This is a genomic window from Streptomyces puniciscabiei (assembly GCF_006715785.1).
GTDB lineage: Bacteria > Actinomycetota > Actinomycetes > Streptomycetales > Streptomycetaceae > Streptomyces > Streptomyces puniciscabiei.
Genome location: NZ_VFNX01000002.1, coordinates 735,697 through 750,957, shown reverse-complemented (window position 1 = coordinate 750,957; position 15,261 = coordinate 735,697). Strand labels below are relative to the sequence as shown.

At 70.9% G+C, this 15,261-nt stretch carries 12 protein-coding genes; 5 read left to right on the top strand and 7 right to left on the bottom strand.

The features are described 5' to 3' along the window. Positions 1-29: 29 nt before the first annotated feature. Positions 30-1,007, bottom strand: a complete 978-nt coding sequence (locus tag FB563_RS34375; protein WP_055704095.1) for a carbohydrate ABC transporter permease — start codon at positions 1,005-1,007, stop codon at positions 30-32. Further along, the gene (locus FB563_RS34370; RefSeq protein WP_055704094.1) at positions 1,004-2,413 is read right to left on the bottom strand and encodes an ABC transporter substrate-binding protein; all 1,410 of its coding nucleotides are present in this window, start codon (positions 2,411-2,413) and stop codon (positions 1,004-1,006) included. Before FB563_RS34370 ends, FB563_RS34375 begins: the two co-directional genes overlap by 4 nt. Positions 2,414-2,564: 151 nt before the next feature. Between FB563_RS34370 and FB563_RS34365 the strand changes: the two genes are divergently transcribed. From FB563_RS34365 to FB563_RS34355, 3 genes are all read left to right on the top strand, one after another. Continuing rightward, positions 2,565-4,127, top strand: coding sequence for a glycoside hydrolase family 32 protein (locus FB563_RS34365; protein WP_055704093.1), 1,563 nt, complete (start codon positions 2,565-2,567; stop codon positions 4,125-4,127). Between the two features lie 58 nt (positions 4,128-4,185). Then, the gene (locus FB563_RS34360) at positions 4,186-5,181 is read left to right on the top strand and encodes a TauD/TfdA dioxygenase family protein (protein ID WP_055704092.1); all 996 of its coding nucleotides are present in this window, start codon (positions 4,186-4,188) and stop codon (positions 5,179-5,181) included. A gap of 297 nt (positions 5,182-5,478) precedes the next feature. Next, positions 5,479-6,381 carry an NADP-dependent oxidoreductase gene (locus FB563_RS34355; protein WP_055706063.1) on the top strand — a complete coding sequence of 301 codons (903 nt, stop codon included), beginning with the start codon at positions 5,479-5,481 and terminating at the stop codon, positions 6,379-6,381. A 13-nt stretch (positions 6,382-6,394) separates the two neighbouring features. Here the strand turns inward: FB563_RS34355 and FB563_RS34350 are convergent, their stop codons facing one another. Both FB563_RS34350 and FB563_RS34345 read right to left on the bottom strand, forming a co-directional pair. Then, entirely contained in the window at positions 6,395-7,423 is a 1,029-nt protein-coding gene (locus FB563_RS34350; protein WP_055706062.1) for an LLM class flavin-dependent oxidoreductase, read from the bottom strand. Positions 7,424-7,490: 67 nt separating this feature from the next. Then, positions 7,491-8,993 (bottom strand): metallophosphoesterase family protein, encoded by a 1,503-nt coding sequence (locus tag FB563_RS34345; protein WP_107100609.1) that lies wholly within the window; start codon positions 8,991-8,993, stop codon positions 7,491-7,493. A gap of 92 nt (positions 8,994-9,085) precedes the next feature. Between FB563_RS34345 and FB563_RS34340 the strand changes: the two genes are divergently transcribed. Then, positions 9,086-9,373 carry a DUF1905 domain-containing protein gene (locus tag FB563_RS34340; protein ID WP_055706060.1) on the top strand — a complete coding sequence of 96 codons (288 nt, stop codon included), beginning with the start codon at positions 9,086-9,088 and terminating at the stop codon, positions 9,371-9,373. Between the two features lie 113 nt (positions 9,374-9,486). Here FB563_RS34340 and FB563_RS34335 read toward each other — a convergent pair whose 3' ends face one another. Further along, the gene (locus tag FB563_RS34335) at positions 9,487-10,227 is read right to left on the bottom strand and encodes an SDR family NAD(P)-dependent oxidoreductase (protein WP_055706059.1); all 741 of its coding nucleotides are present in this window, start codon (positions 10,225-10,227) and stop codon (positions 9,487-9,489) included. Between the two features lie 427 nt (positions 10,228-10,654). Between FB563_RS34335 and FB563_RS34330 the strand changes: the two genes are divergently transcribed. After that, complete coding sequence (locus FB563_RS34330; RefSeq protein ID WP_055706058.1) at positions 10,655-13,060, top strand: M4 family metallopeptidase; 2,406 nt, start codon at positions 10,655-10,657, stop codon at positions 13,058-13,060. Positions 13,061-13,107: 47 nt separating this feature from the next. On the opposite strand, the gene FB563_RS34325 is transcribed toward FB563_RS34330, so the two are convergent. Both FB563_RS34325 and FB563_RS34320 read right to left on the bottom strand, forming a co-directional pair. Beyond that, positions 13,108-14,283, bottom strand: coding sequence for a glycoside hydrolase family 64 protein (locus FB563_RS34325; RefSeq protein ID WP_055706057.1), 1,176 nt, complete (start codon positions 14,281-14,283; stop codon positions 13,108-13,110). 177 nt (positions 14,284-14,460) lie between these two features. Next, complete coding sequence (locus FB563_RS34320) at positions 14,461-15,216, bottom strand: dienelactone hydrolase family protein (RefSeq protein WP_055706056.1); 756 nt, start codon at positions 15,214-15,216, stop codon at positions 14,461-14,463. Positions 15,217-15,261: the final 45 nt, after the last annotated feature.

The following is a 15,261-nucleotide window of genomic DNA, read 5'->3' as shown; positions in this document are numbered from 1 at the left end:
GGTTGCTCGGCTCAAGGGGATCACCCGGCTCACTGGTAGTGGACGAAACGCCGGCTGAGCCGGAACTGGACGGCGGTCACCGCCATGATCAGCACGAACAGCAGCACGCCCACCGCGGACGCCTCGCCGAAGCGCAGCTGCTCGAAGGCCTTCTCGTAGATGACCATCACGACCGTGCGGGTGGAGTCGCCGGGCCCGCCGTCGGTGAGCACGTACGGCTGCTCGAAGACCTGCAGGGCGTTGATGATGCCGACCACCGAGGCCACCAGCAGGGTGGGGGAGAGCAGCGGGAGGGTGATGGCGAGGTGCTTGCGCAGCCCCGTCGCGCCGTCCAGCGAGGCCGCCTCGTGGATCTCCTTCGGGATGTTGTTCAGGCCGCCCACGAACAGCAGGAACGAGAAGCCGAACTGCTGCCAGACGTACACGATGATCACCGTGGCCATCGCTCCGTGCTCGGAGGTCAGCCAGGGCACGGGAGCCATCCCGATCAACCCGATCAGCCAGTTGACCACTCCGAAGTCCTGGTTGAACAGGTACTTCATCACGACCGAGATGGACGCGGCCGACAGTACGAGCGGGAAGAAGAACGCCGAGCGGAAGACCGAGCGCAGCCACGTGGGCATCCGACCCTGCAGGGTGAGCGCGAGCGACAGCGCGATCAGCAGCTGTGCGGCGACCGCGAACACCATGAAGACGAGCGTGTTGCGGAACGACACCAACACGGTCGAATCGGTGAACACCTCACGGTAGTTGGCCGTTCCGGCGAAGCCGGGCGAGTCGATCACGTTCCAGTGGAACAGGCTCAACACGACCGAGCCGATGATCGGTACGACCGTGAAGACCACGATCCCGACCACGGTCGGGGCCAGGAACAGCGCCGCCAGCAGCCGCGTGCCCCGCTCGCGCGCCGAGCGCCGTCCGGCCACCGTGCGCGGGCCCGCTGCCCGGGTCGGTACGGCGGCGATCCGGGCGTCCGCCGCGTCCGTCGCGTTGGTCGTGTCCGTCATACGTCACGCTCCATGGCCTTCTCCAGATCGCCCTGCATCCGCCGCAGCGCCGGCCCGACCGAGCGCGGGCTCGCCAGAGCCGTCCCGGTGTGCTTGAGCAGTACCTGAGCCACCTCGGCGACCTGCGGCGGGGCCGGAATGGGGCCGGTGTCGGGGAACTTGTCGAGGGTGTCGTAGAAGACCCGCCAGTGCGCCGGGCCGGTCTCCCGGTAGCGGGCCGTGGTCAGCATCGAACGGCGGGCCGGGGTGGTCTGGTTGGTCGAGAACAGCTCGGTCAGGGTGTCCAGCCGGGCCGAGTACTTGATGAACTCCCAGGCCGCGTCCTGCTTCTTCGACGTGCGCAGCAGCGCGTATCCGGCCGCGCCGAACTGGTGCCGCTGGGTGCGCCAGCGCGGGAAGTACCGCACGTCGAAGGCGTCGTCGGGCATGCCGGCCAGATGCAGACCGCCCGCCCAGAAGCCGCCGGCGGGCGTCACGCCGACCCGGCCGGTGGAGAACACCCCGATGAGGTTCTGGCCGTTGCCGCCCTCGGGCCGGGTGCACAGCCCCTCCTCGATCAGGGCGGCGAGATAGTCGTACGCCTCCTCGACCCGGGCGCCGGTGGCCTGCGGGGTCGTCCAGCGGAAGCCGCCGCCGCGGCCCTGCCGCTGCGCCGCCGGATAGAAGGCGTCCCACAGCCAGCGGCCGCCGGGGGCCTTGGACTCGGCGAGCAGGTTGGTGCCGTTCGCGAACAGCCACGGCACCACCCCGCCCCAGAGCCGGTTCGTCCAGAAGTACGGCGTGAAGTGCGCGTCGTTGGCCTTCTTCATCCGGCGCAGCAGCGCGGTGAAGTCGTCCCGGGTCCAGCCGTCCGCCGGGAGGTCCGCGCCCGCTCGTCGCACCACCCGGGTGTTGAGGTACATGTCGGCCGCGTTGAACTCGATCGGCAGCTGGTAGAGGCTGCCCTCGTACATCATCGACTCCACCAGCGAGGGATGGACGTCGGCGAAGTACTCCGTCAGCTCCGCCGCGTCCCGCTGCACCCAGCGGTCCAGCGCCACGCCCAGGTGCCGGGCGAACAACTGCACCCCCTCGGTGGCCACATAGACCAGGTCGGGCGCGGTGCCCGCCGCGATCTGCGTGAGGATCTTGGCGAAGAAGTCCGACCAGTCCACGGCCTGCACGGCGTTGATGCGGACCTTGATGTCGGGGTGCAGCCTGCGGAAGCCGGTGACCAGCGCGCGGATTCCGTCCGGGGAGAACGCGGAACCCAGGGTCGCGACGACCAGGGAGCCGTCGTCGCGACCCGGTATGTCCGCTCCGGTGAGGCGGTCCCAGCTCGCGGCGGTGCCGGCGAGGGCCGCGGCCCCCGCGCCGTAGGCGCCGTAGCGCAGCAGTGCGCGGCGGGAGAGGTGCGAGTCGGTCATCCAGGTGCCTAACTCGTGTTAGCAAAAGTGAGACGACCCAGATGATGAGAAGCGTGTTACGTCCCTGTCAAGGCGTGGGAACGCTTGACCTTTAACGAGTTAGGTCCCACAGTCCTGGTGCCATGGACCGTCACGAGAGGACCGATGCGTGATGCGTGGCCCGACCAGAAGATCCCTCTTCGCCGCGACCGCCGCCGGAGCCGGCGCGGCACTGCTGCCCGCGGCACCCGCCGGCGCCGGGCCGCATCCGAGACCCAAGTCGGCGCGGAGCTGCCTGAGTTACCGCGCGGGCTACCACTTCACGGTTCCCGACCAGTGGAAGAACGACCCCCAGCGCCCGGTGTGGATCGACGGCGAGTACCACTACTACTACCTCTACAACGCCGACTACCTCGACGGCGGCGAGGTGGGCACCGCCTGGCGCCTGGCCACCAGCACCGACCTGGTCTCCTTCACCGACCGGGGGATCGCCGTGCCCAAGGACACCACCGTCAACGGCGACGTCTGGTCGGGCTCGGCCGTGGTCGACAGCGGCGACACGGCCGGCTTCGGCGCGGGTGCGGTGGTCGCCGTCGTCACGATGTCACCCGGCGGCGGCACCGACCACCAGGAGCAGTTCCTGTACCACTCCACGGACGGCGGCCGGACGTTCACGAACTACGGCACCGGCCCCGTACTGGCCAGTCCGGGTGTGGGCGCCGACTTCCGCGATCCGAAGGTGATCCGCGACGAGGACCACGACCGCTGGGTGATGGTCCTCGCCCAGGGCGACAGGGTCGGTTTCTACCATTCGGCCGACCTCAAGTCCTGGACCCACGCGGGCGGTTACGTCAAGGACGGCATCGGTGTGCTCGAATGCCCCGACCTGTTCAGGATCACCGCCGACGACGGCACGGCGAAGTGGGTGCTGGGGGCGAGCGCGGACGGCACCGGGTCCGGGCAGCCGGCCACGTACGCCTACTGGACCGGCTCCTTCGACGGCGGTTCGTTCACCCCCGACTCCCCCGACCCGCAGTGGCTCGACCACGGCTGGGACTGGTACGCGGCGGTCACCTTCGAAAAACGGCGGGCGGACGGCTCACCGGACCCGGCCGCGCGCTACGCCCTCGGCTGGCTCAACAACTGGGCGTACGCCCACACCACACCCACGATCGACGCGGACGGATTCAACGGCACCGACTCGATCGTCCGCGAGATCACGCTGGTGAAGTCCGCCTCCGGCTCCTACTACCTGGCCTCCCGCCCCGTCCCCGCGCTCGACTCCTACGTCTCGCGCACCGTGAACCTCGGCGACCTCACCGTCGACGGCACCCGCCTCCTCGACTACTCGGGCATCTCCTACGAGCTGACGACGGAGATCACCTGGTCCCGACTCACCGGAGCGGGCGTGCAGTTGCGCCGCTCACCCGACGGCGGCCGGCACGTCGACGCGGGGGTGTGGAGCGACTACGCCTTCCTCAACCGGCGCGGCACCGTGGGCCCCGACACGAGTGGCAACCGGCAGGAGAGCCGTACGCCCTTCGACCCCGGCGCGGGCCGGGTCAGGCTGCGCATCCTGGTGGACCGCACCTCGGTCGAGATGTTCGTGGACGACGGCCGGTACGTGCACTCCAGCGAGGTGTTCCCGTATCTGGTGGACGACCGGCTGGCCCTCTTCGCGGCCGGCGGCACGGCGGTGTTCCGGAACACGGTCGTCCGGGAGTTCGCCGTGTGAGGGCCAGGGGTGCCACGATCTTCGGTGGAGCCGGTTCGGACGAGCACGGGAGCGCGCAATGACGACGCACAGGGCCACCGCGGATCAGACGGAGCGGGCCGAGGGCGTGGAGCCGAAGGTTCCAGGCGTGGCGGTGACGCCGGCCGCCGGGCACATCGGCGCCGAGATCACCGGCGTCGACCTCGCCGGGCCGCTGGACGACGCCGTGGTGGCCCTGATCCGGCGGACCCTGCTGCGCTGGAAGGTGGTGTTCTTCCGCGGACAGGACCTCGACCACGCCGGGCACGTCGCCTTCGCCCGCCGGTTCGGCGAACCCGTCGTGCTCGGCCGGCGGGGCAGCGCCTCACCGGCCGGCTTCCCCGAGGTGGAGACCACCGCCGACCGGCTGGAGCTGGGCGGGCGGTTCGGCATGGAGCACGAGGAGTGGCTGCGGCGCCGCCGGCACACCCTGCTGCGCGGCTGGCACTGCGACCACGGCGCCCGGATCGACCCGCCCGCCGCGACCATCCTGCGCGCCGAGACCGTCCCGCCGTACGGCGGCGACACCACCTGGGCCAACCTGGCCGCCGCCTACGCCGGCCTGTCCGCACCGGTCCGCGCCTTCGTGGACGGGCTGCGCGCCGAGCACCGGCTCGGCGTGGGCTACCAGCCCCGGCCCGGCGACGACGCCTACCTTCGTCATCTCCTCGACCACCAGGTGGCCTCGGTGCACCCGCTGGTCCGGGTGCATCCGGAGACGGGGGAGCGGGTGCTGTTCGTCAACGGCTACTACCTGGAACAGATCACCGACGTCTCCCGCCCGGAGAGCGCGGCACTGCTGGAGATGCTGCTGGAGCAGGCCGTCCGCCCCGAGTACACCGTCCGCTTCCGCTGGGAGCGGGGCAGCGTCGCCTTCTGGGACAACCGGGCCACCATCCACCTGGCTCCGAGCGACCACGCCCACGTCGGCTCCGCCCGCATCATGCACCGGGTGATGCTCGCGGGGGAGGTGCCGGTGGGGGTGGACGGGAGGCGGTCGGAGGCGGTGGTGGGCACGGAACCGGGCCGCTGGTGAACCGGCCCGGCGCGGTAACCGGGCAGGGCGCCCGTGAGCGGCCGACAGCTCCTCCCGTCCGTGCGTGTCGTTCGCGCGCTGCCCGGCGGCCTCACCTCGGACCGCCCGGAGCTGGTCCGGTCCCGGCCGTGTGGGTCGAGGTGGCTCCGGAGGCGGCTCGCCACGGTGGGCGGCCATGACATAGGGTCGGTGCATCGGAGTAGAAACGTGCTCTGGGCCGGACGGATGGCCGGACAGGGAGTACGCGCACACGCGGTGTCGGACGATCCGCCACTCCTTCCGCGGAAGGAGTGTGTCGTGAGGGCAGTACGGTTCAGCCGGTTCGGCGGCCCGGAGGTTCTTGAGATCGTCGACCTCCCCGATCCCCGTCCCGGCGCCGGAGAGATACGGATCAAGGTCTGTGCCGCGGGGATCAACGCCAGCGACTGGAAAAAGCGTCAGGGCCTGATGGACCGGGAACTGCCACAGACCCTGGGCCATGAGGCCGCGGGCATCGTCGACGAGATCGGCGACGATGTCTCGGGTGTCGCGGTTGGCGACCGGGTCTTCGGAGCCTCACCGTACGGAGCCGCCCAAGCGGAGTCGGCCGTGCTGTCCGATTGGGCGCCGGTCCCGGCCTCGCTCGACTGTGCGAGGTCCGCGGCGATCCCCGCGGCAGCCGAGACCGCGGCGCGCTCGCTCGACCAGCTCGGTGTCACAGCGGGCAGCACCGTGCTCATCAACGGGGCATCCGGCAGCGTCGGGAGTGCCGCAGTCCAACTCGCCGTGGAGCGCGGTGCGCGCGTCATCGGCACGGGTAGTCCGGGCACGCACGATGCCCTCCGCTCGCTCGGGGCCGAGCCGGTGGCATACGGCGACGGGATGCCGGAACGAGTCCGGCAGATCATGCCGTCGGGTGTCGATTTCGCACTGGACGTCGCCGGCAGCGGCGTCCTTCCCGAACTCGCGGAACTCGCGGGCGCGCCCGAGCGTGTGATCACGGTCGCCGACTTGCGCGGCGCGCGGCAGACGGGCATCCGCTTCAGCCGCGGCGACACCGGCCGCGCCACCTACGCGCTGGCCCAGGTCGCCCACATGGCGGAAACGGGACGATTCTCCGTCCAGGTCGGCCGGACCTTCCCCTTGACCGAGGTGGCCCACGCCCACCGCGTCGGCGAAGCCGGGACGGTGCGCGGCAAGCTCGTGCTGCTCGTGGACTGACGGGAACCGGCGCTCAGCCGGCCGGCTTCCACCCCAGCGCGGGGCCCAGCTTCGTCGCCATGTCCGTGAGGATCTGTACGTAGTCCTCGTGGTCGAAGGTGAACGGCAGTGCGAAGGCCACCTCGTCCACCTCCCGGAACGCGGCGTGTGCGTGCAGCCGTTCGGCGATCTCCTCGGAGGTGCCGACCAGGTCCGGGGCGAACAGCAGCCGGCCCGGGCCCTGCGGTGAGGCCGTCCGGGGCAGCCGCTTGGCCACGTACGCCTCGTACTTGGCGCGCTGCTCGTCGCTCGCCGAGTCAGTGGGTATCACGACCAGGCCCTGCGAGACCCGGGCCGCCTCGCCGTCGGGGTGACGGTCGCGGAACTCCCGGATGAGGGAGAGCTGGATCTCGGCGAAGTCCCATGGCCCGTCCGGCTGTTCCGCCTTGACCACGCTGCTGGTCAGGAAGTTCATGCCGTGCTCGCCCGCCCAGCGCGCCGAGCCCAGGCTCCCGCCGCCGTACCACAGCCGCCGGCCGAGTCCCGGGGAATGCGGCTGGACCACATCGGAGAACACCTCGAAGCCCTCGACCCCGCTGAAGTCGGTCGCGGGCTTGCCCCGCACCAGGTCCAGCAGCCGCCGCACCCGCTCGTAGGAGAAGTCCTCGGTGTCGGCGGTGTCCGGGTACAGGGCGTCCTTGACCTGTTCGAAGTGCATCGGCGGGCCCACGCTGACGCCCGGGTTCAGCCGGCCCCCGGACAGGACGTCCACCGTCGCCAGGTCCTCGGCGAGACGCAGTGGGTTCTCCCAGCCCAGCGGGATCACCGCGGTGCCCAGCTCGATGCGGCGGGTGCGCTGGGAGGCGGCGGCGAGGACGGCGACCGGGGAGGAGATGCCGTACTGCAGGTGGCGGTGGCGCAGCCAGGCGCTGTCGAAGCCGAGCCGCTCACCCAGCTCGATGATCTCCAGCGTGGACTGGTGCCCCAGGGCCGGATCCGCCGGGTCGAACAGGCCGATGGTGAGGAAGCCCAGCTTGCGCAGCGGGCGGGGCGTGGGCGGCATGGCTCCTCCAGCGGTCGTAGGGCGCTTCGCCCTTCGATTCTGGCAGGCTGGTGTGACAACCGTGTGATCACTTCAGGGGAATGACGACCTCGTCCTCGACCGGCGGATCGAGCTCCTGTGCCCGGTTGCCGGTCGCGGCGAAGCAGCGCAGCCGGACCGCGTCCGGGGCCACGTCCAGCCGCAGGAAGCACTTGAAGAACGGCGGGCTGTAGGTCGCCGAGCCGGGCGAGAACAGCTGGGTGTAGGCCTTGCGCACGGGCAGCCGGACCCGGGACGTACGGTCGGGGCGGCCACCGGCGCCGAGGAGGCTCGCGACCAGCCGGGTGCGCCGGGTGACCCGGGCGTCGGGGGCGGGCTTGCGGCCCGGCTCGATGCCGAGGCGGTCGGCGACGACCGCCGTGGCCTCCGCCTCGGTCAGGGTGAACAAGCGGCGCAACAGCAGCCGGCGGCCGTACAGGCGGCTGTAGAAGGCCAGGGAATCGCCGCGCAGGGGGTAGCAGCGGAAGTCCCGCTCGGTGACACCCGCGACCGAGATCCGCGGGATGGTGTGCGTGGCGTGCATGAACGCCCCGCCGCCGCCCGCGACGACGTACTGGACGGTGCGGCCGTCCACGTCGACCGGATAGCGCTGGTAGTTGTGGATGTCGCCGCCGATCGCGGCCACATAGCGGTGCTCCGGGTCCCGGACGATGGCGTCGACCGTCCCGCCGCCCTCGATCGCGCACGGGTGGTGCTCGCCGTCGACGTACAGCGGCGAACCGGTGATCAGGATCTTCGGTCTGGGGCCCCGGGACACCTCGCGCAGCCAGGCGCCCTGTTCGGCGTCGATCGTACCGAGCAGACCGGTGTCGATGCCGACGATCCGCACCGGACCCGCGTCGATCGCCCAGTACGGTCCCGGCTGCACGGCCTGCTGGGCGGGTGCGGACCGCAACTCCCGGGCGGCGGCGAGCCGCTGCTCGTCGGCCGGCCGGGGCCGGTGCCACAGCAGGGACCGCCACCAGGCGCGGCCGAGCGGGCGAGGCCGGGGCTCGGGGTCGAGCGGCGGGGTGTCGGCGCAGAAGACGCGCATGAAGGCGCCGAGATCCTCGTACCAGTCGTGGTTGCCCGGAATCGCATAGATCGGGGCCGGATAGTCCTGGTAGGGGCGGAAGAACTTGCTGCCGTAGTCTTCGGTGCTGCCGACGGGATAGATCACATCGCTCGCGATCACCGCGAAGTCCGTGCCCTGACTCGCTTTCAGGAACCCGGGCACCACGGCGTACTGCGGGTCGTCCCCCTCGCCGGTGTCGCCGATGACCATGAAGGAGAACCGGTCGCCGGTCTGCTGCTCGATCACCTTGTCGGCGGGTGCCCCGGCCGCCTGCCGGCGCGCCACCCAGCGGCTGCGGGTGCGACCCGTGGGGTCGCCGAACCAGGAGGCCAGCACGCCGTTGCGGGCGGCCCACAGCGTCCGTGGATTCAGCCACGACAGCTTCTCCACGTGGTCCGGCATCAGCTGCTTGTAGGCGCCGGGCTCGGCCGGGCCCCAGCCGGCGCCCTGTGCGGTATCGCGCGAGGAGTCAGACACACCGTGCACGGTACAACGCGCCGGTCAGGGGCGCTTGGCGGGGCCGCGGCCGGTACGCTGGGAGGCCGCTTCGGGAGAGGGGCAGGCAGGCCATGGAACTCGCCTTCGCCGGACGGGTCGTGGAGTGGCGGGGGCCGGCGCCGTACTACTTCGTCGCCGTGCCGGACGCGGAGTCCGCCGACATCCGTGACGTGGCCGCGCCGGCCAGTTACGGCTGGGGCGTGATCCCGGTCGAGGCCAGAATCGGCGGCACGGACTTCACCACGTCCCTCTTCCCCAAGGACGGCGGATACCTGCTGCCGCTCAAGAGCGCCGTGCGCCGGCCGGAGGGCCTCGCGCCGGGTGACGAGGTGACCGTCGCGATGACGGTACGTCTGTGAGACCCGCGGCGAGACGGGAGGCGCGACGCCCAGGTGTCATGCGCATTCCAGCGGGCGGGCCGGCTGTCGCCCGCCGGGGACCCGCCCGGGCATCGTGACGCCGCCGCTCGTGATCAGGTCAGGTTCAATCCGCCGTCGAGCAGGATGACTTCGCCTGTCAGATAGGTACTGGCGATCACGGATGCCACGAGGTCGGCGACGTCGGCGGGCTGGGCCGGGCGGCGCATGGGTGCGCGCTCGTGCCACAGTTCGTGTGCCTGGGTCCAGTCCTTGGTCATGGGCGTGTCCACGAGCCCCGGCGCCACCGCGTTGACCCGCACGCCGGGCGCGAGCGCGGCCGCGAGCAGCCGGGTGACATGGTTCAGCGCCGCCTTGCTCGCCGCGTACGGCACGGAGGCGCCCTTGGGGCGCACGCCGGCGTGGCTCGTGACGTTCACGATGCTGCCACCCGCAGGGGACTCGCGGAGTGCCGGAAGAGCCGCGGTGCACAGCACCCATGGCGCGATCAGGTTGACCTCCAGCAGCTGCCGCCAGTCCGCCGGGGCGGCCGCGGCCAGGTCGTCGTGGGGGATCTGCCGGCTGATGCCGGCGTTGTTCACCAGCACGTCCAGCCGCCCGTGCCGGTCGAGCGCCGCCGCCACCAGCCCGCGGGCCTCCTCCTCCGCCGCCAGGTCCGCGCGCACGTACACCCCGCCGAGCTCGCGGGCCAGCGCCTCCCCGGCCGCGGTACTGCTCCGCGAGTGCACGACCACCCGCATGCCGTCCGCCGCCAGCCGCCGTGCGACCGCTTCCCCGATCCCCGACGTGGACCCGGTGACCAGGGCGACGGGCCGGTCTCCTCGTTCCATTCTCATGATCGGGAATCCTGTCACGGCGCCTTTGCATCCGAACCCGGGCCCTCGGCCCCGGCCCGGGCCGTACGCCGGTTGGTCGTGTCTCTCCAGGTGCTGCTCCTGCCCTGGCGGGCCGCCGGCCCATCGGCACCGACGTCACCCACGATCTGCTGAGGCACCGAGCGCGGTTCCTGCGCCGGCATCTGGGTGCCGCCCGGCCCCGAGCCGCCTCGTCCGGCCCCGAGCCGCCTCATAGGGAAATCCCTCGATTGACCGCAACGGTGATGACATGGCCTGGTCAACCCTGTCATCCTCCGCGTGCGCACGTCGATCCTTCACAACCCGCACACGGATCCACGGTCCGCACAGCTCAGCTCACCCGGGCAGCAGACCCGGCTGCCCGTCTGTCACCGGTCGCGACCCGGCGGCCGCAGCAGGAGGAGTACGAGTGAGACCCCACAGACGCCTTCCCCACAAGCGTGCCACGGCAGGAGCCGCCCTGGTCTCCGCCGCGGCCTTCCTCGCCCTCGGCGTGCAGGCCGCCCCGGCCGTCGCCAAGCCGGCCGCTCCCCACCCCGGCCCGCTGCGCACCGGCGGCCTGGAGGCCAGGCTCAGCCCGGCCGAGCACCAGGCGCTGATCAGCAGCGCCCAGCAGAAGACCGCCGCGACCGCCCGCACCCTGGGGCTCGGGGCGAAGGAGAAGCTGGTCGTCAAGGACGTCGTCAAGGACAACGACGGCACCCTGCACACCCGCTACGAGCGCACCTACGCCGGACTTCCCGTCCTCGGCGGCGACCTCGTCGTGCACACCCCGCCGGCCTCCCTCGCCGCGGGCGCCGTGACCACCACCTTCAACAACAAGCACAGGATCCAGGTCGCCTCCACCACCGCGACCTTCGCCAAGTCGGCCGCCGAGGCCAAGGCGTTGAGGACCGCCAAGGCCCTCGACGCGAAGAAGCCCGCCACCGACAGCGCCCGCAAGGTGATCTGGGCCGGTACCGGCACCCCGAGGCTCGCCTGGGAGACGGTCGTCAGCGGCTTCCAGGACGACGGCACGCCCAGCCGGCTGCACGTCATCACCGACGCCACCACCGGCAAGGAGCTGTACCGCTTCCAGGCGATCGAGACCGGCGTCGGCAACACCCACTACAGCGGGCAGGTCACGCTGACCACGACCCAGTCGGGCTCGACGTACACGCTCAACGACACCACGCGCGGCGGCCACAAGACGTACAACCTGAACCACGGCACCTCGGGCACCGGGACGCTGTTCTCGCAGAGCAACGACACCTGGGGCGACGGCACCAACTCCAACGCCGCCACCGCGGGCGCGGACGCCCACTACGGGGCGCAGGAGACCTGGGACTTCTACAAGAACACCTTCGGCCGCAGCGGCATCCGCAACGACGGTGTCGCGGCCTACAGCCGCGTCCACTACAGCAGCAACTACGTCAACGCCTTCTGGGACGACAGCTGCTTCTGCATGACCTATGGCGACGGCTCGAACAACAACGACCCGCTGACCTCGCTCGACGTGGCCGGCCACGAGATGAGCCACGGTGTCACCGCCAACACCGCGGGCCTGGACTACAGCGGTGAGTCCGGCGGCCTGAACGAGGCCACCAGCGACATCATGGGCACCGGCGTGGAGTTCTACGCGAACAACTCCGCCGACCCCGGTGACTACCTCATCGGCGAGAAGATCAACATCAACGGCGACGGCACCCCGCTGCGCTACATGGACAAGCCCAGCAAGGACGGCAGCTCCGCCGACAGCTGGTACTCCGGCGTCGGCGGTCTGGACGTGCACTACTCCTCGGGCCCGGCGAACCACATGTTCTACCTGCTCTCCGAGGGCAGCGGCACCAAGGTCATCAATGGTGTGACCTACAACAGCCCGACCTCCGACGGCGTCGCCGTCACCGGCATCGGACGCGACGCCGCCCTGAAGATCTGGTACAAGGCGCTGACGACGTACATGACGTCGAGCACCGACTACGCGGGCGCCCGCACCGCCGCCCTGAACGCGGCAGCCGCCCTGTACGGCGCCAACTCCACGCAGTACGCGGGCGTCGGCAACGCCTTCGCCGGCATCAACGTGGGCAGCCACATCACACCGCCGAGCAGCGGAGTGACGGTCACCAACCCGGGCAACCAGACCTCGACCGTCGGCACCGCAGTGAGCCTGCAGGTCCAGGCGAGCAGCACCAACAGCGGAGCGCTGTCCTACAGCGCCTCCGGCCTGCCCGCGGGCCTGTCGATCAACAGCTCCACCGGCCTGATCACCGGCACGCCCACCACGGCGGGCACCTACAACACCACGGTGACGGTGACCGACTCCACCGGCGCCACCGGTACGGCGACCTTCACCTGGACGGTCAACTCCAGCGGCGGCGGCGGTTGCACCTCGACCCAGCTGCTGAGCAACCCGGGCTTCGAGTCCGGAGGCAGCGGCTGGAGCGCGACCAGCGGTGTCATCACCACCGACACCGGTGAGGCGGCCCACGGCGGCTCCTACAAGGCCTGGCTCGACGGCTACGGCTCCTCGCACACCGACACGCTGTCCCAGTCGGTGACCATCCCCGCGGGCTGCAAGGCGACCCTGACCTTCTACCTGCACATCGACACCTCGGAGACCACCACCAGCACCCAGTACGACAAGCTGACGGTGACCGCGGGTTCGAAGACCCTCGCGACCTACTCGAACCTCAACGCGGCCTCCGGGTACGGCCAGAAGACCTTCGACCTGTCCTCGCTGGCGGGCCAGACGGTCACCCTGAAGTTCAACGGCGTGGAGGACTCCTCGCTGCAGACCAGCTTCGTCGTGGACGACACCGCCCTGACGACCGGCTGAGTCACCCCTCGCGGCCCCGCACCCGCGCGGTGCGGGGCCGCGGCATGTCAGCTGAGCGGATCCAGCGTGAGATACGCCTGCTGCGGGCTGCCGTCGTGGACCAGCGACTCCTGGTTGCCGACGTCGTCGAACGCGAAGGCGTAGGCCTTGCCGTCGGCCATCTGCGCATGCACCGCGCGCGCGTACTGGTTCGTCACCGCGTCCTGGTAGAAGGCGGCCGTCGAGGTGTCCGGCTGGTTCGCGTTGACCAGCAGCGTCGAGCGGTTGAAACCGGCGCAGAGCGTACGGGAGATGGGACCGCGCACGGTGTCGTTCGGCGCGTCGAGCAGCTTGTGGCAGCCGAAGACGCTGTCCGCGTCCGGCTTCTGGAAGCTGGTGACGACCGCGCCCGAGGCGTTGGTGAAGTTGATGACGTTGCCCGAGACCCGGCCGTAGTACTTGGTGTTCGGCTGGTCGGCGAACGGCGTGACGGTCAGCGTCGATGTCGAGTACTTCTGCCAGACCCGGTTGACGTAGTCGTCCATCACGCTCGCCGGGAGAGCCCCGGTCTCCACGCCGTACAGCGGTGACAGGGCGCGCAGCACCGTGCCGTCGGAGCGGGTCTGGATCAGGCCGGACCAGCCGTCCGACCGGCTGCGCAGCGCGTTGAAGAAGCCGTTGTACCCTCCGGACTTCAGGTGCCCGGTGCTGCTCACACTGCCGTCGGAGCGCTGCACGCCGACCGCGTACGGGGCGGAGAACATGTCCACCTGGGTGCTGTTCAGCCACAGTCCGGAGTCGTTGAGGGTGTACTCGGACCAGTTGAACAGGATGTTCCGGTTGGGGTCGGAGGGGTTCTGCACGGCGGGCTGCACCAGACCGCCGGTGGTCAGCCGGAAGTCGAGCTTCTGGCCGTAGGAGAAGTAGATACGGCCGGAGAACTTCGGTATGCGGATGGTCTTCGACTGCCCGGGGGCCGGGCCGGCGATCGCCGCGTCCGGTGCGGGCGTCGGCGGATTGCCGCCGGCCGGCCAGGCGTGGAAGCCGCCGTTCGCGTCGGCCCAGCCCTGCTGCCCGGAGGACAGCTGGGTGCCGAGGTCGTAGACGTAGACGGGTTCGGAGCGGCCCGAGTTGTTGGTGATCCTCAGCGGGATGGTGTCCGGTACGGCGGCCCCGGCGCGGTCGGGGGCGCCCAGGGCGAGCACTCCGCCGACCAGGGCCGCGGCGGCGGCCAAGGGCAGCATGGGTCGGGTGAGTTGATGTGGCACTCTCTTGCCTCCGTGTGGGGTCGGGGTCGTACGGGTATTGGTCCGTACCTGTTCTGAGAGCGCTCTCAGACTCGTACTGACACGCGTCCATGTCAATGCAAGGAACAGATCCGCATACGGCGCCCGCCGAGTGGCAGGCGCCGTGAGCCGGTGTCAGAAGGTCCGCTCGAGCAGGCCGAGCAGGGCCGCCCAGTGCCGCTCGTCGGCCTCCTTGCGGTACGCCGGGGTGTCCGCCTGCGTGTAGCTGTGCGGGGCGCCCGGGTAGACCTCGCAGGTGTGGCGGACCCCGGCATCGGTCAGGGCCTTCTCGAAGCGCTCGATCTGCTCCGGGGGCAGCGACCGGTCGTTGTCGGCGTGTCCGAAGTACAGCTCCGCGGTGATGTCCGGGGCGGACAGGTGCGGGCTGGTCGGCTCGTCGGTGGCGAGGCCGCCGCCGTGGAAGCCGGCCGCCGCCGCGACCCGGTCGGGGTGCGCGCCCGCCGTCCACAGGGTCAGGCGGGCACCCATGCAGTAGCCGACCACCGCGACCGGCCCGTCGGCGACCAGCGGGCTGTCGGCCAGCCACTGCAGATAGGCGCCCGCGTCCCGGGCGATCAGCTCCGGAGTCAGCGAGGCCACGACCGGGCCGAGCCGCTCCCAGATGGTCGGATCGGCGGCCGGGTCGATGAACTCGGGCAGCTCGACCACCGGGGTGCGGCGGATGCGGTAGAAGACGTTCGGCACCAGCACGGTGTAGCCGGCCGCGGCCAGCCGGCCGGCCATCGACCGCAGATGCGGCCGCAGGCCGTAGGCGTCCTGGTAGACCAGCACGCCCGGACGGGGACGGCCGTCGGCGGGATGGGCGAGGTAGGCGTCGGCGACGCCGTCCTCGGTCGTGATGTCGAGATCGGTCGCCTGGACATCGGTCATGGTGGGGCGGACCTCCCTGGGGAACATGGGCGTCGGGCGGCGACG